Source organism: Kitasatospora misakiensis, assembly GCF_042656005.1.
Classification (GTDB): Bacteria; Actinomycetota; Actinomycetes; order Streptomycetales; family Streptomycetaceae; genus Kitasatospora; species Kitasatospora misakiensis.
This window is the reverse complement of the sequence record NZ_JBHSOF010000002.1, coordinates 215921-233833: the sequence shown is the minus strand read 5'-3', so window position 1 is coordinate 233833 and position 17913 is coordinate 215921. Positions and strand designations below refer to the sequence as shown.

12 protein-coding genes and 1 pseudogene are annotated in these 17913 nt (G+C 73.8%); 7 read left to right on the top strand and 6 right to left on the bottom strand.

Annotated elements, in window-relative coordinates; all coding sequences use genetic code 11:
* Positions 1–81 precede the first annotated feature (81 nt).
* From ACFP3U_RS02920 to ACFP3U_RS02905, 4 genes are all read left to right on the top strand, one after another.
* Complete coding sequence (locus ACFP3U_RS02920; protein ID WP_380223517.1) at positions 82–1083, top strand: ABC transporter permease; 1002 nt, start codon at positions 82–84, stop codon at positions 1081–1083.
* Positions 1083–1943 carry an ATP-binding cassette domain-containing protein gene (locus ACFP3U_RS02915; protein WP_380223516.1) on the top strand — a complete coding sequence of 287 codons (861 nt, stop codon included), beginning with the start codon at positions 1083–1085 and terminating at the stop codon, positions 1941–1943. Before ACFP3U_RS02920 ends, ACFP3U_RS02915 begins: the two co-directional genes overlap by 1 nt.
* A 70-nt stretch (positions 1944–2013) precedes the next feature.
* Complete coding sequence (locus ACFP3U_RS02910; protein WP_380223515.1) at positions 2014–3033, top strand: LacI family DNA-binding transcriptional regulator; 1020 nt, start codon at positions 2014–2016, stop codon at positions 3031–3033.
* Positions 3034–3157: 124 nt separating this feature from the next.
* Positions 3158–5731 (top strand): GH32 C-terminal domain-containing protein, encoded by a 2574-nt coding sequence (locus tag ACFP3U_RS02905; protein ID WP_380223514.1) that lies wholly within the window; start codon positions 3158–3160, stop codon positions 5729–5731.
* A 36-nt stretch (positions 5732–5767) separates the two neighbouring features.
* Here ACFP3U_RS02905 and ACFP3U_RS02900 read toward each other — a convergent pair.
* From ACFP3U_RS02900 to soxR, 3 genes and pseudogenes are all read right to left on the bottom strand, one after another.
* Positions 5768–6453: pseudogene (locus ACFP3U_RS02900) on the bottom strand (AAA family ATPase).
* Positions 6454–6515: 62 nt separating this feature from the next.
* The gene (locus tag ACFP3U_RS02895; RefSeq protein ID WP_380223513.1) at positions 6516–7043 is read right to left on the bottom strand and encodes a cupredoxin domain-containing protein; all 528 of its coding nucleotides are present in this window, start codon (positions 7041–7043) and stop codon (positions 6516–6518) included.
* A gap of 141 nt (positions 7044–7184) precedes the next feature.
* Positions 7185–7694 (bottom strand): redox-sensitive transcriptional activator SoxR, encoded by a 510-nt coding sequence (soxR, locus tag ACFP3U_RS02890; RefSeq protein ID WP_380223512.1) that lies wholly within the window; start codon positions 7692–7694, stop codon positions 7185–7187.
* 55 nt (positions 7695–7749) lie between these two features.
* Between soxR and ACFP3U_RS02885 the strand changes: the two genes are divergently transcribed.
* Both ACFP3U_RS02885 and ACFP3U_RS02880 read left to right on the top strand, forming a co-directional pair.
* Positions 7750–8454, top strand: coding sequence for a transketolase (locus tag ACFP3U_RS02885; protein WP_380223511.1), 705 nt, complete (start codon positions 7750–7752; stop codon positions 8452–8454).
* Positions 8455–8476: 22 nt separating this feature from the next.
* Positions 8477–9370 carry a transketolase family protein gene (locus ACFP3U_RS02880; protein WP_380223510.1) on the top strand — a complete coding sequence of 298 codons (894 nt, stop codon included), beginning with the start codon at positions 8477–8479 and terminating at the stop codon, positions 9368–9370.
* Positions 9371–9397: 27 nt separating this feature from the next.
* On the opposite strand, the gene treZ is transcribed toward ACFP3U_RS02880, so the two are convergent.
* The 3 genes from treZ to glgX all read right to left on the bottom strand — a co-directional run bounded on the left by treZ (position 9398) and on the right by glgX (position 16045).
* A complete protein-coding gene (treZ, locus tag ACFP3U_RS02875; protein WP_380223509.1) occupies positions 9398–11116 on the bottom strand; it encodes a malto-oligosyltrehalose trehalohydrolase in 1719 nt (572 codons plus the stop codon).
* The gene (locus ACFP3U_RS02870) at positions 11113–13701 is read right to left on the bottom strand and encodes an alpha-amylase family glycosyl hydrolase (protein WP_380223508.1); all 2589 of its coding nucleotides are present in this window, start codon (positions 13699–13701) and stop codon (positions 11113–11115) included. The genes treZ and ACFP3U_RS02870 overlap by 4 nt, the downstream gene beginning before the upstream one ends.
* A 196-nt stretch (positions 13702–13897) precedes the next feature.
* Positions 13898–16045 (bottom strand): glycogen debranching protein GlgX, encoded by a 2148-nt coding sequence (glgX, locus tag ACFP3U_RS02865; protein ID WP_380223507.1) that lies wholly within the window; start codon positions 16043–16045, stop codon positions 13898–13900.
* Between the two features lie 575 nt (positions 16046–16620).
* Between glgX and ACFP3U_RS02860 the strand changes: the two genes are divergently transcribed.
* The gene (locus ACFP3U_RS02860; protein WP_380223506.1) at positions 16621–17904 is read left to right on the top strand and encodes an SAV2148 family HEPN domain-containing protein; all 1284 of its coding nucleotides are present in this window, start codon (positions 16621–16623) and stop codon (positions 17902–17904) included.
* Positions 17905–17913 lie beyond the last annotated feature (9 nt).

Below are 17913 nucleotides of genomic sequence, written 5' to 3'. Positions count from 1 at the left end.
GACCCGGCCCGGACCGCTCCCGTCCGTCGCGATGCCGCCCGCTCGGCGCTCCCGATCCGCTTCATCGGCAAGGACCCTCTTATGACCACATCCACCACCCCCACCCCGTACGGAAATCTGACCGGGCCGACAGTGCTGCGTCGGCTGGCGACGGCTCCGACGGCGGGCCCGCTCGCCGCGCTCGTGCTGGCCTGTGCCTTCTTCTCCCTGATGACGGACCAGTTCCTGTCCGGCGGGAACTTCTCGCTGATCATCCAGCAGGTGATGGTGGTCGGTGCGCTGGCCGTGGGGCAGACGCTGATCATCCTGACGGCGGGCATCGACCTGTCCTGCGGCGCGGTGATGGCCTTCGGGTCGATCGTGATCGCGAGGATGGCCGCCCAGGGCACCGTCCCGCCGCTGGTGGCCATCGTGCTGGGCCTGGCGGTGTGTACGGGCTTCGGGCTGGTCAACGGCCTCCTGGTGAAGCTGATCCCGCTGCCGCCGTTCATCGTGACGCTCGGCATGCTGAACGTGGCCTTCGCGCTCACCCACATCTACTCCAACGAGCAGACCGTCACCGACCTGCCCGGCGCGCTGACCTTCCTGGGGAACACGTTCCCGCTCGGCGACACCGACGTCACCTACGGCTCCCTGCTCGCCCTGGCGCTGTTCGCCGTGTTCGCGTACCTGCTGAGCAGCACGTCCTGGGGCCGGCACGTCTACGCCCTCGGCAACAGCCCCGAAGCCGCGCGCCTCAACGGCATCCGCACCGGCCGCCTCACCATCGGCCTCTACGCGCTCGCCGGGCTGATCTACGGCGTCGCCGCGCTGCTGCTGATCTCCCGCACCGGGGTCGGCGACCCGCAGGCGGGGCAGACCGACAACCTCGACAGCATCACCGCCGTGGTCCTCGGTGGGACGAGCCTGTTCGGCGGCCGGGGCAGCGTGCTGGGCTCGCTGATCGGCGCCCTCATCGTCGGGGTGTTCCGCAACGGCCTCCAGCTGATGGGTGTCGCCTCCATCTACCAGACCCTGATCACCGGCGTCCTGGTCATCCTCGCCGTCACCGTCGACCAGATCTCCCGGAAGAGGACCCGCTGATGAGCACTCCCGCCGCCACCGTCACTCCCGCCGCCACCGTCACCCCCGTGATCCAGGCCCGGGGCCTGGTCAAGCGCTACGGCCACGTCACCGCCATCGACGGCGCCGACTTCGACCTGCTGCCGGGCGAGGTCCTGGCCGTCATCGGCGACAACGGCGCCGGCAAGTCCAGCCTCATCAAGGCGCTCACCGGCGCCGTCACCCCGGACGAGGGCGAGATCCGCCTGAACGGCGAGCCGATCCGCTTCAACGGGCCGCAGGACGCCCGCGCCCACGGCATCGAGACCGTGTACCAGGACCTCGCGGTGGCGGCCTCGATGGACATCGCCTCCAACATGTTCCTCGGCCGCGAGCTGCGCCGGCCCGGCCCGCTCGGCAGCGTCCTGCGGATGCTGGACAAGAAGCGGATGCGCGAGGAGGCCGCCGCGCACATGGCCGACCTCAAGATCGGTCTGCGCTCGCTCACCCAGGCGGTGGAGACCCTCTCCGGCGGCCAGCGCCAGGCCGTGGCGGTGGCCCGCGCGGTCGCCTGGGCCCGCTCCGTCGTCGTGATGGACGAACCCACCGCGGCCCTGGGCGTCAAGGAGTCCGGCCAGGTCCTCGACCTGATCCGCCGGGTCCGCGACAAGGGGCTGCCCGTCATCCTGATCAGCCACAACATGCCGCACGTCTTCGAGATCGCCGACCGGATCCACGTCCACCGGATGGGCCGGCGCGAGGCCCTGATCAAGCCGTCCGACTACTCGATGGCGGAGGTCGTGGCCATCATGACGGGTGCGCTCGCCGTCGACCGGGACGGCGGCGGTACTGTCGTCGCGGATGCCAGGGCGGCCGAGGCCGCCGGGGTCCGCCCGAACTGACCAGACAGTCCGCGCGGGGGCTCCGCCGTCACACCGGGGCCCGCGCGCGACGAAGCCGGAACGGTGGTACATGGCCTCGCCCCGTCGCACGACGCTGAACGATGTCGCCCAGGAGGTCGGCGTCAGTGCCAAGACCGTCTCCCGGGTGCTGAACGGCGACGGGCCGACCTCCCCGGCGACCCGGGAGCGGGTCATGGCGGCGGTCGAGCGGCTCGGCTTCCAGCCCAATCTGATGGCCCGCAACATCCGCGTCGGCGGCCCGGACAGCACCGTCGGACTGATCATCCCCGACATGGGCAACCCGTTCTTCGGCTCCGTCGCCGGCGGGATCGAGAACGCGGTGCGCGAACGCGGGCTGACCCTGCTGATGGGCTCCTGCGCCGACGACCCCGAGCGGGAGCGGGCGCTGATCAGCACCTTCCTGGCCCGCCGGGTCAGCGCGCTGATGGTGGTGCCCGCGGCGGGGGCCGTCCACACCCACCTCCGGACGGCCCGGAGCAACGGCATGCCGGTGGTGTTCCTCGACCGCCCGGGCACCGGCCTCACCTCCGACAGCGTGGTCAGCTCCAACCGGGCCGGCGCCCGCGAGGGCACCGCCCACCTGATCGCCGCCGGACACCGGCGGATCGCCTTCGTCGGCGACCGCCCGTCCACCCTCTACACCCGCCGCGAGCGCCTCGCCGGATACCGCGAGGCCCTCGAAGCGGCCGACCTCCCCTACGACCGCGCGCTCGTCCTCGACGGACACACCGAGGCCGAGGCCGCCGACGCGGTCCAGCGCACGCTGGCCGGCCCCAGGCAGCCGACCGCGATCCTCGCGGCCAACAACTTCGCCGCCATGGGGACCGTGCTCGGCATGACCCGGGCCGGCCGGCGCGACGTCGCCCTGGTCTCCTTCGACGACCTGCCGTTCGCCGAGGTGCTGGAACCCGCCATCACCACCGTCGCCCAGGACCCGGTCGCCATCGGCACGGCCGCGGCCGAGATCGCCCTCGCCCGCCTCGACGGCGACCGTACCCGAGCCCGCACGGTCACCGTCCCCACCCGCCTCATCCCCCGCGGATCCGGCGAACTCCCGCCGCCCGCCTAACAGTTCCGTACCGCCGCCGCACCACCCGGCCGTACCGCCGCCCCACGGCCGTACCCCGGCACAGCCATGCCCCGATTCGCCGCGAGCACCCCACCCCCACCCAAGCTCCGCGAAGGAGTTCGCCATGCCCGCGCCCCGCCGTACCCAACGCACCCGCCGTACCCGCCGTTTACTGCCGGCCGTCCTGGCCACCGCCGTCTGCCTCGCCCTGACGGCCGGCGCCCCCGCGGTCGCCGACGCCCCCGGCTTCCAGGAGCCGTACCGCCCCCAGACGCACTACACCCCCGCGCAGAACTGGATGAACGACCCCAACGGACTCGTCTACTACAGCGGCGAGTACCACCTCTTCTACCAGTACAACCCCGACGGCAACTCCTGGGGCAACATGTCCTGGGGCCACGCCGTCAGCACGGACCTCGTGCACTGGAACGAACTGCCGCTCGCCATCCCCCACGACAGCGGCGAGATGGTCTTCTCCGGCAGCGTCGTGGTCGACACCGGCAACACCAGCGGCTTCGGGAGCGCCACGAACCCCGCCATGGTCGCGGTGTACACCAGCGCCTACCCGGACGGGAAGCAGGCCCAGTCGCTCGCCTACAGCACCGACCGCGGCCGAACCTGGACCAAGTACGCGGGCAACCCGGTGCTCGACATCGGCTCCCAGGCCTTCCGTGACCCGAAGGTCCAGTGGTACGCGCCGACCCGCAGCTGGCTGATGACCGTGGTGATGGCGGACGAGCACAAGGTGGTGTTCTACACCTCCAGGGACCTCAAGTCCTGGACCCGCCTCAGCGAGTTCGGCCCGGCCGGCGCCACCGGCGGCGCCTGGGAATGCCCGGACCTCTTCCCGCTGGCCGTCGACGGGGACCCCGCGCGGATCAAGTGGGTCCTGGTGGTGAGCCTCAACCCCGGTGGCATCGCCGGCGGTTCCGGGATGCAGTACTTCCTCGGCGACTTCGACGGCACCACCTTCACCCCCGACGACAACGGCTCCTACACCCCGCCGAGCGGCACCGTCGTACAGGACTTCGAGCAGCCCGGCTACGGAGGCTGGACGACCGGCGGAACGGCGTTCGGCACCGGCCCGGCCACCGGATCCCTGCCCGGACAGTCCGCGGTCACCGGCGTCGAGGGCGCCGGGTACGCCAACAGCTTCCACGGCGGCGACAGCGCGACGGGCACCGTCTCCTCCCCGCTGTTCACGGTCGCGAGCGACTACCTCAACTTCAAGGTCGGCGGCGGCAACCACCCCCACGACCCGAACACCGCCCCCGACCGGCAGCCGGCGCCCGCCGGAACCGTCCTCGCCGACTTCGAGGGCGACACCTACGGGGCGTGGACCGCCACCGGCACCGCGTTCGGCGCCGGACCGGCCCGGGGCACCCTCCCGGACCAGCAGGAGGTCTCGGGCCACCTGGGCCGCGGCCTGGTCAACAGCTACCTCCAGGGCGACGCCACCACCGGCGAACTCACCTCGCCGCCGTTCACCGTCGACAGGAAGTACCTCGACTTCCTGATCGGCGGCGGCAACCACCCGGCCTCCTCCGGCGCCCGCACCGCCATCGAACTCCTCGTCGACGGAAAGGCCGTGCGCAGCACCACCGGCGGCAACGACGAACACCTCGACTGGGCGTCCTGGGACGTCTCCGATCTGCGGGGCAGGACGGCCCGGATCAGGATCGTGGACCAGAACACCGGGGGCTGGGGCCACATCAACGTCGACCAGATCGTCCTCTCCGACACCCGGGCCCTGCCCCAGTCGCACGAGACCTCGGTGAACCTGGTCGTCGACGGCCGGATCGTGCAGAGCGTCACCGGCGCCGACAGCGAGCACCTGGACTGGGCCTCCTTCGACCTGCGCGCCTACCGGGGCAAGCAGGCCCGGGTGCAGATCACCGACCTGAACACCGACGGCTGGGGCCACATCATGGCCGACCGGTTCACCGCCGCCGACAAGCCCGCCCTCTCCGTCCTGCAGCGCGCGCACTGGGTCGACTTCGGCAAGGACTTCTACGCCGCCGTCACCTACAACGACGCGCCCCGGGGCGAGCGCGTCATGATCGGCTGGATGAGCAACTGGCAGTACAGCGGCAGCACCCCCACCACGCCGTGGCGCAACGCGCAGAGCCTGCCCCGGACGCTGCAACTGCGCACCGTCGACGGCCGCCTCCAGCTGACCCAACAGCCGGTCGCGGCCCTGGGCTCACTGCGCCAGGGGCCGGCCGTCTCCCTGAACTCCCGCTCCCTCCCCGCCGGCACCACCGCCCTGCCTGCCGGGAGCGCCGGGCAGGCCCTGGACATCGACGCCACCTTCACGCCCACCTTCTCGCCCACCGGTGCCCGCACCTTCGGACTCAAGGTCCGCACCGGAGCCGGCCAGGAGACCGTCATCGGCTACGACACCACCACCCAGCAGCTGTACGTCGACCGCACGAGATCCGGGGCCGTCGACTTCGACCCCCACTTCCCCGGCGTCCAGAGCGCACCGCTCAAGCCCCAGCCGGACGGCAAGGTCCACCTCCGCGTGGTCGTCGACTCGTCCTCGGTCGAGGTGTTCGGCGGCCAGGGAGAAGCCGTGATCACCGACCAGATCTTCCCCGACCCGGACAGCCAGGGCGTCCAGCTGTTCGCCGAAGGCGGCCCCGTACGCCTCGACGGCCTCAAGCTCTGGCACCTCGGGTCCTACCGGAGCCGCTGAGAGCCCCGTGAGGCCTGGCGGTCGGCGGATCCGGGCTCAGACGAGGTGGCGGAGGTAGGCCTCCGGCCGTTCCAGGTAGCGGCGCCAGTGGTCGACGATCGCGAGGTCCTTCCAGCGGGTCTGCCGGATCCCGTGCTCGCCCACCTCCAGGACCGCCGCGCCCGGGACGGAGGCCAGGATCGGGGAGTGGGTCGCGCAGACGACCTGGGCGCCGTCGCGGCCCAGTTCGGCGAGCAGCGCGACGAGCCGGAGGCTGGAGGTGAAGGACAGGGCCGCCTCCGGCTCGTCCAGGATGTACAGGCCGGGCCCCTGGAACATCGACTCGAACACGGTGAGGAACCCCTCGCCGTGGCTCATCAGGTCGGTGCGCTCCTTCCAGTAGCCCGGCCAACCCTGCTTCTCCGCCATCATCGCCATCGCGGTCTCCGCCCGCGCGGCGTGTAGTCCAGGTGCAGGCGCTCGCCGAGGACGCTCTTCTCGCGCGGCGAGGCGTAGCGGGAGCCGCCCCGGCCGCCGTAGGAGTCCAGCCCGAAGGCCTCCGCCACCGCCTCGACCAGGGTCGACTTGCCGCTGCCGTTCTCGCCGACCAGGAAGGTCACCGGCGCCGGCAGCGCCACCCCGGCCCCGAGCAGCGTGCCCACGCCCGGCACCGTCCACGGCCACTCCTCCCGCTCCTCGGCGTCGATCAGCTGAGGGTGGACGCGTATGCGGTCGACGATCATGAACGGGCCTCTCCTGCGGCGGTGCTCTCCCCGAGGTTAGGCGGTGGGTCTGACAGAAACGCTCACTGGACGACGAGGGTGCCGGTCATCGTCGGGTGGACGTCGCAGTGGAACGGGTACGAGCCGGGGGTGGTCGGCGCGGTGATCGTCGCGGACTTGCCCTGTTCCAGCAGGCCGGTGTCGAACGCCCCGGCGGTGGGCGCGATCGCGGTGAGGGTGTGCCCGGCGGAGTCCTGGTTGGTCACGGTGATGGTGGTGCCCGGTGCGACGGTGAGGTTCGCGGGGCCGAACAGGAAGTTCTTGATCGTCACGGTCGCCGCACCCGCCGGCGCGAAGCTCCCGGAGGCGGTGGGGGATACGGAGGCGGAGGTGGACGCAGAGGCGGACGCCGAGGTGGCGGGCGCCGAGGAAGCCACCGAAGAACTCGTCGAAACCGAGGGCGAGGCCGAGGCCGAGGTGGTGGCCGCCGAGGACGAGGCGCTGCCCCCGCCGCCGCCGTCGCTGGAACAGCCGGCGGCTCCGAGTAGCAGCCAGCCCGCCGCCACGGCGGCGAGGGCGGTCCGGTACGAACGGGAAGAACGGCGGTTCATCAGCGGCTCCAGACTCGCTACCTGCGGCGACCCGCCCACGCTAGAGCGCGCGGGCCGGGCGTCCCAGCGGGCGCGCCGTGAACGGCGCGGTGTCCCCCCGGGTGGCACGACGGGCCCGGGTCCGGGCCCGGGCGGCCGGGTTCAGAACCTGTCCGGGGGGTCCGTCGGGGCGGGCTCGGGGCCGGTGGCGGGGTCGCGGGTGAGGAGGTAGCGGGCGCCGGGGCCGGCGGCGCCCGCGCGGTCGGCGGCGTTGTAGAGCCCGCAGCGGGTGAGCGAGAGGCAGCCGCAGCCGATGCAGCCGGTGAGCTTGGCCTTCAGCCGCTCCAGTTCGGCGATCTGCTCGTCGATCCGGCTCTGCCAGGACTGGGCGACGCCGTCCCACTCGGTGCCGCTGGGCGCGCGGTGCTCGGGGAGGCGGTCAAGGGCGACCTTGGCCTCGTCCAGCGACAGGCCGACCCGCTGGGCGGCCCGGACGAAGGCGATCCGGCGCAGCGTGCCGCGGGTGTAGCGGCGCTGGTTGCCGGTGGTGCGGGTGGCGTGGATCAGCCCCAGCCGCTCGTAGTAGCGCAGGGCGGAGGTGGCGAGGCCGCTGCGTTCGGCGAGCTGGCCGATGGTGAGCAGGTCGTGCCGGCTGGGGCGGTTGGCGATCATGGGGGACACTGTACCGCTTGACTTGAAGCCGACTTCAAGTTGCAGCATCGGGGTCATGACGAACCGCCCCCGAACCTCCCCCTCCGGTTTCGGCGAACTGCCGGGCCTGATGGCGCTGATGACCGGCGACGAGAAGCACGGCCCGGCCGCCACCTCCACGTTGGACTCCCTCTGGGTCCTGTACGACCGGGTGCTGCGGGTCACCCCGGAGACGGCGGAGGCCCAGGACCGGGACCGCTTCCTGCTCTCCAAGGGCCACGGCCCGATGGCGTACTACGCGGTGCTGGCGGCCAAGGGCTTCCTCGACCCGGCGGTGCTGCCGAGCTTCGGCGCGTACGACTCGCCGCTCGGCCACCACCCGGACCGGCTGCTGATCCCCGGGGTGGAGATCAGCTCGGGTTCGCTGGGGCACGGCCTGCCGCTCGCGGTGGGCACGGCGCTTGGCCTGCGCGCCCAGGGCCTGCACGACCCGGCGGTCTGGGTGCTCGTCGGCGACGCGGAGTTCGACGAGGGCTCCAACCACGAGGCGGTGGCCTTCGCCGGGGCCTACGGGCTGGACCGGTTGCACGCCCTGGTGATCGACAACTCCTCGGCCACGCACGGCTGGCACGGCGGCATCGCGGCGCGGTTCGCCGCCGAGGGCTGGTCGGCGGAGACCGTGGACGGCCGCGACCACGAGGCGCTGTACAGGGCGTTCACCACCGAGCACCCGGACCGGCCGCGGGTCGTGGTCGCCCGCGTCGAGTCGAAGAACTCCTGAGCCGGAAAGGGCCCGAACACCCATGGACACCATGCGCGACCGTTTCATCGACATCACCTCCGGCCTGCTGGACGAGGACCCGCGCCTCGCCGTCGTCCTGGCGGACATCAGCGCCGCAGGCTTCCAGAAGGCCGCCGAGCGGCACCCGGACCGGCTGATCAACGTCGGCATCCGCGAGCAGCTGCTGATCGGCGCCGCCGCCGGTCTGGCGTTCACCGGGATGCGGCCGATCGCCCACACCTTCGCCAGCTTCCTGGTCGAGCGCCCCTTCGAGCAGGTCAAACTGGACCTCGGCCACCAGGGTGTCGGCGCCGTGCTGGTGAGCGCGGCCGGCTCCTACGACTGGCCGGCCGGCGGCCGCACCCACATGGCGCCGGGCGACGTCGCGCTGCTGGACACCCTGGCCGACTGGACGGTGCACGTGCCCGGTCACCCCGACGAGGCCGAGCAGCTGTTGCGGCACGCGGTGGCCGATGGCGACCGCAAGGTCTACGTCCGGCTCTCGGCCCACCAGAACGAGCAGGCGGTGAGGGTCGAGCCGGGCCGGTTCACCGTCGTCCGGCAGGGCTCCCGGGGCGCCGTGGTCGCGGTCGGGCCGATGCTGGACGCCGTCCTCGCCGCCACCGAGAACCTCGACGTCACCGTGCTCTACGCGGCCACCGTCCGGCCCTTCGACGGCGCCGCGCTGCGGGCCGCCACCGAGCGGCGGGCGGACGTGGTGCTGGTCGAGCCGTACCTGGCCGGCACCTCCGCCAACGAGGCGCACGAGGCGCTCGCCGACCGGCCGCACCGGGTGCTGGCCCTCGGCGTGCCGCGGGCCGAGCACCGGCAGTACGGCTCGATCCCCGAGCACCTGGCCGCCTACGGCCTGGACGCGCACGGGCTGCGCGAGCGGATCGGCGCCTTCCTCTGGTGACCGGCGGGCACCCACAGGGAACGGCGGTCAGCGGCGGACGACCGCCACCGAGTCCGGGTCCAGCGTCAGCCGGTCCCCGGAGACGCGGTGCCCGCCGAACGCCGCCACCACCTCGCCGGCCGCCGGCACCGAGGCCGCCGCCGCGCCCAGGTTGACCGCCACCCGGTAGGGCCCCCGGTGCACCACCAGCCAGCCGGCCTCCTCGTCGGCCGCCACCCGGACGGCCGCCAGGTCGGGGTCCGACAGCTCCGGGCGCTCCCGGCGCAGCCGGATCAACCGCCTGGTCCAGTCGAGCAGCTCGCTGTGCGGTGCGCGCCGCGGCTCGGTCCAGTCGAGCACGGAGCGCAGCAGGGTGGCCGGCTCCTGCGGGTCCGGCACCGCGTCCGCCGCCCAGCCGTGCTCGGTGAACTCCCGCCGTCGGCCCCGGCGGACGGCCTCGGCGAGGTTCGGGTCGGTGTGGTCGGTGAAGTACTGCCAGGGCGTCGCGGCGCCCCACTCCTCGCCCATGAAGAGCATCGGGGTGAACGGCGAGGTCAGCACCAGCGCGGCCCCGCAGGCAAGCCGGCCGGGGGTGAGGCTGGTGGAGATCCGGTCTCCCAGCGCCCGGTTGCCCACCTGGTCGTGGGTCTGCAGGTAGCCGAGCAGCCGGTGGCCGTGGGCGGGCGGGAACGGCCGGCCGTGGTGGCGGCCGCGGAAGGAGGACCAGGTGCCGTCGTGGAAGTACCCGCGGGTGAGGGTCCGGGCCAGGGCCGCGAGCGGGGCGACGGCGAAGTCCCCGTAGTAGCCCTGGGATTCGCCGGTCAGGGCGCAGTGCAGGGCGTGGTGGAAGTCGTCGCTCCACTGGGCGGCGAGGCCGTGTCCGCCGGCCTCGCGGGGCGCGGTGGTGCGCGGGTCGTTCAGGTCGGACTCGGCGACCAGGAACAGCGGGCGGTTGGTCGCCACCGCCAACCGGTCCACCTCCGTGGCGAGTTCCTCCAGGAAGTGGAGCGCCCGGTCGTCGGCCAGGGCGTGCACGGCGTCCAGCCGCAGGCCGTCGATCCGGTAGTCGCGCAGCCAGGCGAGCGCGCTGCCGATCAGGTAGGCGCGCACCTCGTCCGAGCCGGGCGCGTCCAGGTTGACGGCGGAGCCCCACGGGGTCTGGTGCCGCTCGGTGAAGTACGGGCCGAACAGCGGCAGGTAGTTGCCGGCTGGGCCGAGGTGGTTGTGCACCACGTCGAGGACGACGCCGAGGCCCTTGCGGTGCGCGGCGTCGACGAAGCGCTTGAGGCCCTCGGGGCCGCCGTAGGCCTCGTGCACGGCCCAGAGCGAGACGCCGTCGTACCCCCAGCCGTGCCTGCCGGGGAACGGGCAGACCGGCATCAGCTCGACGAAGTCGACGCCCAGCTCGACCAGGTGGTCCAGCCGGGCGGCCGCCGCGTCGAAGGTGCCTGCGGCGGTGAAGGTGCCGATGTGCAGCTCGTACAGCACGGCCCCGGGCAGCGGCCGGCCGCGCCAACCGGTGCGGGACCAGCTGAACGCGGCGTGGTCGACGGCCCGGCTGGGGCCGTCGGGGCCGTGCGGCTGCCGGGGTGAGCGGGGGTCGGGCAGCGGGCGGCCGCCGTCCAGTACGAACGCGTAGTCCCCGGCGGGTGCCTCGCCCTGCCACCAGCCGGCGCGGACGGCGTCCCGGGCCAGCGGGTGGTGCGCGCCGTCGACCGCCACCTCGACCCGCTCGGCGGCGTACGGGGCCCAGACCTCGTACCTCATGGCGTGCCCCTCCTGGTCAGCAGGACCACCGGCCGGTCGCCGGCCAGCAGCTCGCCCACCGGGACCGGGCCCGAGGGGAAATGACGCTCCGTCAGTTCGTCCGTCCAGCCGTCGCCGGTGCTTGGCAGGTGCAGTTCGGTGTCGCGCCAGCCGCCCGCCCGGGCGAGCCCGTACGGCAGCCGGGTGACGGCGGTGAGGACGTCCGGCCCGCGGCCGAAGGCCAGCAGGTGGCCGGCGGCCGGCCCGGTGGCGGTCAGCGGGCGGTGGGCGCCCAGCGCGCGGGTCCGGCGCAGGTGCAGCGCGGTCGTGGTGAGGTGCAGCTTCTCCCGGGCCAGGTCGCCGGCGCGGGCGGTCGCCGAGTCGGTGAGCCGGACGGCCAGCGCCCCGAGGTCGACGGCGCGCCGGTTGTCCGGGTCGACGAGGGTGTACAGCGGCTCCTCGCTGCCCTGGTAGAGGTCCGGCACCCCGGGCACGGTGAGGTGCAGCAGGGCGGCGGAGAGCGTGTTGGAGCGCGCGTACGGGGCGATCGCGGCCACGTACCCCTCGATCCGGGGCAGCAGTCCGGGGTGGCCGAAGACGGCGCGCGCGCGGTCGGCGAGGGCGCGTTCGAAGCGGACGTCCTGGCTCGTCCAGGAGGTGTGGACCTTCGCCTCGCGGGCCGCCTTGAGCACGGCGGTGACCAGCCGTTCCGGGGTGAGCGGCCAGGCGGCGACCAGGGTCTGCCAGAGCGTCCAGTCGCTGTCGGCGTCGTGGCCTGAGCCGGGGCCTGAGCCGGGGCCGCGCCCGGCGGCGGTGGACCAGGCGGCGGCCTCGGCGGCCCACTCGCGGGGCTGCTCGGCCAGGACGGCGAGGCGGGCGCGGGCGTCGGCGCTGCGCTTGGTGTCGTGGGTGGAGAGCACCGTCATGGTGTGCGGCCAGTGCCGTTCGACGTCGTGGCACCAGGCGTGGAAGTCCTCGGGCCGCACCCCGGGCCGGGCGGGTTCGCCGCCGACCTCGTTGAGGCTCAGCAGCGCGTTCCAGCGGTAGAAGGCGGTGTCCTCGACGCCCTTGGCGGCCACCGCGGCGGCGGTCTGCGCGAACCGGACGGCGAACTCGTCCTGCTCGGGGCCGCGCCCGAGCACGCCCGTGGCGAGGTCGGCGACGAACCGGTCGGTGGCGTCGACCGGCTCCCCGTCGGCGTCGAGCGCGGCGGCCAGCTGGGCGGCGGAGGCCTCCGGCAGCGGCTCCCCGGGCCGGACGTACGGGCGGTACGCGGGGTAGCCGGTCAGCAGCCGGCGCAGCGCGGCGCGCAGCCGCCCCGGCGGGTGGTCGGCGTGCGCCGGGTCGGCGGCCCCGAGCCGGACGGCCAGCCGGACCAGCCGCTCCACCTCGGCGGACAGCTCGCCCCCGGGGCCGGTCATGTCGGCGCGTCCCCGCCAGGCGGCGGCCAGCGCCGGGTGCGGGTCGGCGCACGGTTCACCACTGGGCGCCGCTGCGGGGGAGACGCCAGGGGAGACGCCGGGGGAGCCGTCCGCGCAGGCGTCGGGGGAGGTGTCGGCCAGGAACGCCTCGTACGCCCCGGCCAGCCGGCCGGCGCCCGCGTGGTCGGTGAGCACGCCGTCGATCCGGCGCAGCGCGTCGTACCCGGTGGTCCCGGCGCACGGCCAGTCGGCGGGCAGCCGCTCCTCGCCGGTGAGGATCTTCTCCACCACCGTGTAGGCCCCGCCGGTCGCGGCGGCGAGCCGCTCCAGGTAGCCGCGCGGGTCGGCCAGCCCGTCCGGGTGGTCGATCCGGAAGCCGTCCAGCACGCCCTCGCGGTGCAGCCGCAGCAGCACGCCGTGGGTGGCCTCGAACACCTCCGGTTCCTCGACCCGGACGGCGATCAGCTCGTTGACGGTGAAGAACCGCCGGTAGTTCAGCTCGGTGCGGGCCAGCCGCCACCACGCCAGCCGGTACCACTGCCGGCCGAGCAGCTCGCGCAGCGGCAGCTCCTCGGTGCCGGGGCGCAGCGGCAGGGCGTGGTCGTGGTAGCGGAGCGTGTCGCCGTCCACGGCCAGCTGGTCGAGCACGGCGCCGAGCCGGTCGCCGAGCAGGGGCAGCAGCACCCGGCCGCGTCCGGGGGCGTCGGTCGGGCCGGGCTGGGCGGTCCAGTCGATGTCGAACCAGCGCGCGTACGGCGAGTCGGGGCCGTCCCGCAGGACCTCCAGGAGCGGCAGGTTGAGGTGCTCGGGGACGGGCACCGCCATGTGGTTGGGCACCACGTCGGCGATCAGCCGCAGGTGGTGGCGGTGCGCCTCGGCGGCCAGCGCGCGCAGCGCCTCCTCGCCGCCGAGCTGTTCGGCGATCCGGCCGTGGTCGACGGTGTCGTAGCCGTGGGTGGAGCCGGGGACGGCCGCCAGCAGCGGGGAGAGGTGCAGGTGGGAGACGCCGAGGGCGGCCAGGTAGGGGACGGCGGCGGTGGCGTCGCGCAGGGTGAAGCCGGGCTGGAGCTGGAGGCGGTAGCTGGCGGACGGCACGGGGGACGGCACGGCGGGCGGTGTGGGGGTGGGGGCGGCGGACGGCACGGCGGCCGGGCGGGGCTGCGCGGGCTCGGCGGCGTCGGTCATGCCTCCATGCCTACCCGGCGGGGCGCGGGGGCAAGACCCGTTGCTGACCCGAACAGGTGACCACCGGGCCCGGGCGGCCCGGCCGGGGCGGGCGGTCAGTGCCCCCGGCGCAGCCGCCCCCCCCGGACCACGGTGGCCCGGGGGACGGCCGGTGCGCAAGGTCCGTCGGCGGGCCGGTACACGGGTGCGGGGCGGCTCAGGCGGGCCGTTGCAGCACCATCAGCGAGCGGTCGGGGAGCCAGAGGGCGTCCCCCGCCTTGGCCCGGGCACCCGCCCCCGGGGCGGGCAGCCGGGGCTGCGCGGTGTCCACCACCACCTGCCACTCCTGCCCGTGCCCGGCCGGCACGGTGAACTCCAGCGGCTCGAAGTGCGCGTTGAACATCAGCAGGAAGGAGTCGTCGACGATCCGCCCGCCGCGCCGGTCCGGCTCCGAGATGGCGTAGCCGTTGAGGAAGACGGTGAGCGACTTGGCGTAGCTGGCACCCCAGTTGCGCTTGGTCATCTCCTCCCCGGCGGGCGTGAACCAGGCGATGTCGGTGAGGTCCTCGTACTCGCCGACCGGACCGCCGTCCCCGGTGGGCCGCCCCGGGACCGGGCGGCCGTGGAAGAAGCGGCGGCGCCGGAACACCGGGTGGTCGCGGCGCAGCCAGACCATGCCCTGGGTGAACTCCAGCAGCCGGGCGCCCGCCCCGTCCCCGGTCGGCCAGTGCACCCAGGTGAGCGGGTTGTCCTGGCAGTAGGCGTTGTTGTTGCCGTGTTGGGTGCGGCCGAACTCGTCGCCGTGGGCGAGCATCGGCACGCCCTGGGAGAGCATCAGGGTGGCGAGGAAGTTGCGCTGCTGGCGGGCCCGCAGCTCCTCGACGCCCGGGTCCTCGCTCGGGCCCTCGACACCGCAGTTCCAGGAGCGGTTGAAGGATTCGCCGTCCCGGTTGTTCTCGCCGTTGGCCTCGTTGTGCTTCTCGTTGTACGAGACCAGGTCGCGCAGGGTGAAGCCGTCGTGGCAGGTGACGAAGTTGATCGAGGCGATCGGGCGGCGGCCGTCGTCCTGGTAGAGGTCGGAGGAGCCGGTGAGCCGGGAGCCGAACTCGGCGAGGGTGGCGTTCTCGCCGCGCCACAGGTCGCGGACGGTGTCCCGGTACATGCCGTTCCACTCCGTCCACAGCGGCGGGAAGTTGCCGACCTGGTAGCCGCCCTCGCCGAGGTCCCAGGGCTCGGCGATCAGCTTGGCCTGGGAGACCACCGGGTCCTGCTGGACGAGGTCGAAGAACGAGGAGAGCCGGTCCACCTCGTGGAACTGCCGGGCCAGGGTGGCGGCGAGGTCGAAGCGGAAGCCGTCGACGTGCATCTCGGTGACCCAGTAGCGCAGCGAGTCCATGATCAGCTGGAGCACGTGCGGGCTGCGCATCAGCAGGCTGTTGCCGGTGCCGGTGGTGTCCTCGTAGAAGCGCTGGTCCCGGGCGAGGCGGTAGTAGGAGACGTTGTCCAGGCCGCGCAGCGAGAGGGTCGGGCCCAGGTGGTTGCCCTCGGCGGTGTGGTTGTAGACCACGTCGAGGATGACCTCGATGCCGGCCGCGTGCAGCGCCTTGACCATCGACTTGAACTCCTGCACCTGCTGGCCGCGGTCGCCGGTGGAGGAGTAGGAGGAGTGCGGGGCGAAGAAGCCGACGGTGTTGTAGCCCCAGTAGTTGGCCAGCCCCAGGTCGCGCAGCCGGTGGTCCCGGACGAACTGGTGCACCGGCATCAGCTCGATCGCGGTGACCCCGAGCTTGGCCAGGTGCTCGATCACGGCCGGGTGGGCGACGCCCGCGTAGGTGCCGCGGATCTCCTCGGGGATCCCCGGGTGCAGCTTGGTCAGGCCCTTCACATGGGCCTCGTACAGCACGGTGCGGTGGTAGTCGGTGCGCGGCGGCCGGTCGGTGCCCCAGTCGAAGTACGGGTTGATCACCACCGAGTGCATGGTGTGCGGGGCGGAGTCCAGGTCGTTGCGGCGCTCGGGGGCGCCGAAGTGGTAGCCGTAGACGGACTCGTCCCAGTCGATGTGCCCGCTCATCGCCTTGGCGTACGGGTCCAGCAGCAGCTTGGCGCTGTTGTGCCGCTGGCCGAGCCCCGGGTTGTAGGGGCCGTGGACGCGGAAGCCGTAGCGCTGGCCCGGTTGGACGCCCGGGAGGTAGGCGTGCCGGACGAACGCGTCGGTCTCGCGCAGCTCGACGGAGCTCTCCGAACCGTCCTCGTCGAGCAGGCAGAGCTCGATCCGGTCGGCGCTCTCCGAGAACACGGCGAAGTTGGTGCCGGCCCCGTCGTAGGTGGCACCGAGGGGGTAGGAGGCCCCTGGCCAGACCTGCATGGTTCCTCAACTTCCTTGCGCATAAGGAGAACTGTCGGACAGTCCGATGATCGGGCCCGGACCTCGGAGGCAGTCTCTGCCCGGCCGGGCGGGCGGGCATGCGCCACTCGGGCACCGTGACGTACGGCACACGGGCGGCACAGTCCGCATACTCCCCGACGCTTCGCCCGACGGCGGGGCCATTTGTGCCGTATTCGCCCGAACGGGTGTCCGCGCGCCTCTCCCCGGCCCGGCGTGCGGCGGGGTCGGGGCGAGACGCGCGGAGCGCCGGTTCCTCGCGAACGCTGTCACGGGGCTTCCGTGCCGAGCGGGGCGGATGAGACGGTTGGGGCGCACCGGTGGGCCGGCCGCCCCCGTCGTCCAACCGGCTGCGGCCGGTTCGCGGCGGGCAGTACCCTTGATCGTCCGGCCGTCGGGGGCGCATGGCGATCCATCGGGCGAGTCGGCGAATCAGGCGAACCGGCGGCGACCGGCGGTGCGTCGGCGGTACGCCGTGCGGCCGACCGGCCGGACGGCAGGCAGACAGCTCCGAGCGGCCCCGGCCGGCTCCCAACAGGAACCAGGTGAGGTGGCGCATGGTGTTCCCCGTCGGCGGCCGTGGCGGTGGGCCCGGCGGCCCCGACCGGGGCGGCGCCCGCAGCGAGGCGCCGACGGTGGTCATGCGCCCCGCCCTGACCGGCGGGCGCTCGCTGGTGCCCGCCCAGGGCGGCCCGGTCGAGGTCCCCGCGCTCGCCTGGTCCGGCGCCGAGTGGGAGGACGCCTACCAGCGCGTCCGGCTCTCCGGCCGCGCCTACGTCTGGCTCAACCTGGTCGAGCAGCGGCTCCGTTCGCTCGTCGACGAGGTGCTGCACCCGATCTACGCGCCCGCCCACGGCGAGGACTGGGTCACCGCCGCGGCCGGCCCGGCCGGCGAGGAGTGGGCGCACCGGGCCGGCGCCGTCCGCGAGGTCAGCCGCCGCAAGGGCTACCTGCTCGACCCGGCCGACGACGACCCGCTGGTCTTCCTCACCCTGCCGCAGCTGCGCGAGCTGATGGTCCAGCACTGGCCGTGCTTCGAGCCGTACCTGGCCGACCGCCGGGAGATCGAGCTGGCCCTCGACGAGCTGGAGGTCGCCCGGCACGTCGTCTCCCGCAACCGCGTCCTCACCCCGACCGTCCTCGCCCAGGCCGAGCGGGCCTCCGCCCGGCTGCTCGCCCTGCTCGACGGCGGCGCCGGAGCGGTGCCCGCGGACGTCGTCGAGTCGCTGGTCGCCGGCCGGTACGCGGACGTGGTCGCCGTCCACCCCGACCGGGTCCGACTCCAGCGGGACCTGCCCGTCGAGGACCTGCTCGACGGCGCCCGGCGGCTCGACGCGCTCGGCATCGGCCTCGGCATGCTCTGCCAGAACTACACCGGCAAGCGGCTCGTCCGGCTCGCCACCGAGGGCTGCCGGGTCCGGCTGCTCTTCCTCAACCCGGCCAGCAGCGCCGTCCGCCGCCGCGAGCGCGAACTCGGCCTCGGGCGCGGCGAGCTGGGCCGCTCCATCCAGATGAACATCCTGCACGTCCGCCGGGTCCGCGCCGCCCTGCGCGACCAGGGCGGCTTCGAGATCCGGGTGTTCGACGAGACCCCGCGCTTCACGGCCTACCTGGTCGAGGGCGTACCGGCCGGCGCGGCGGCGGCCCCCGGCGGCCGCCGGCAGACCCGCGACCTCGGCGTCGTCCAGCCCTACCTGCGGCGCGCCCGCGGCATGGAGTCGCCCGCGCTGGTGCTGCGCGGCGGCGCGGGCCAGGAGCCGGGCGGCGCCGACGTCGGGCTGCTGGAGGTCTACCGCGAGGAGTTCGAGGGCATCTGGGCCGACTCCCGGCCGGTGTCCTGAGGGGCCGTC

Bases quoted from the DNA above. Each gene is read 5' to 3' on its own strand.
- ACFP3U_RS02920 (WP_380223517.1), top strand. From the start codon at position 82: ATGACCACATCCACCACCCCCACCCCGTACGGAAATCTGACCGGGCCG.
- ACFP3U_RS02915 (WP_380223516.1), top strand. From the start codon at position 1,083: ATGAGCACTCCCGCCGCCACCGTCACTCCCGCCGCCACCGTCACCCCC.
- ACFP3U_RS02910 (WP_380223515.1), top strand. From the start codon at position 2,014: ATGGCCTCGCCCCGTCGCACGACGCTGAACGATGTCGCCCAGGAGGTC.
- ACFP3U_RS02905 (WP_380223514.1), top strand. From the start codon at position 3,158: ATGCCCGCGCCCCGCCGTACCCAACGCACCCGCCGTACCCGCCGTTTA.
- ACFP3U_RS02895 (WP_380223513.1), bottom strand. From the start codon at position 7,043: ATGAACCGCCGTTCTTCCCGTTCGTACCGGACCGCCCTCGCCGCCGTG.
- soxR (WP_380223512.1), bottom strand. From the start codon at position 7,694: ATGATCGCCAACCGCCCCAGCCGGCACGACCTGCTCACCATCGGCCAG.
- ACFP3U_RS02885 (WP_380223511.1), top strand. From the start codon at position 7,750: ATGACGAACCGCCCCCGAACCTCCCCCTCCGGTTTCGGCGAACTGCCG.
- ACFP3U_RS02880 (WP_380223510.1), top strand. From the start codon at position 8,477: ATGGACACCATGCGCGACCGTTTCATCGACATCACCTCCGGCCTGCTG.
- treZ (WP_380223509.1), bottom strand. From the start codon at position 11,116: ATGAGGTACGAGGTCTGGGCCCCGTACGCCGCCGAGCGGGTCGAGGTG.
- ACFP3U_RS02870 (WP_380223508.1), bottom strand. From the start codon at position 13,701: ATGACCGACGCCGCCGAGCCCGCGCAGCCCCGCCCGGCCGCCGTGCCG.
- glgX (WP_380223507.1), bottom strand. From the start codon at position 16,045: ATGCAGGTCTGGCCAGGGGCCTCCTACCCCCTCGGTGCCACCTACGAC.
- ACFP3U_RS02860 (WP_380223506.1), top strand. From the start codon at position 16,621: ATGGTGTTCCCCGTCGGCGGCCGTGGCGGTGGGCCCGGCGGCCCCGAC.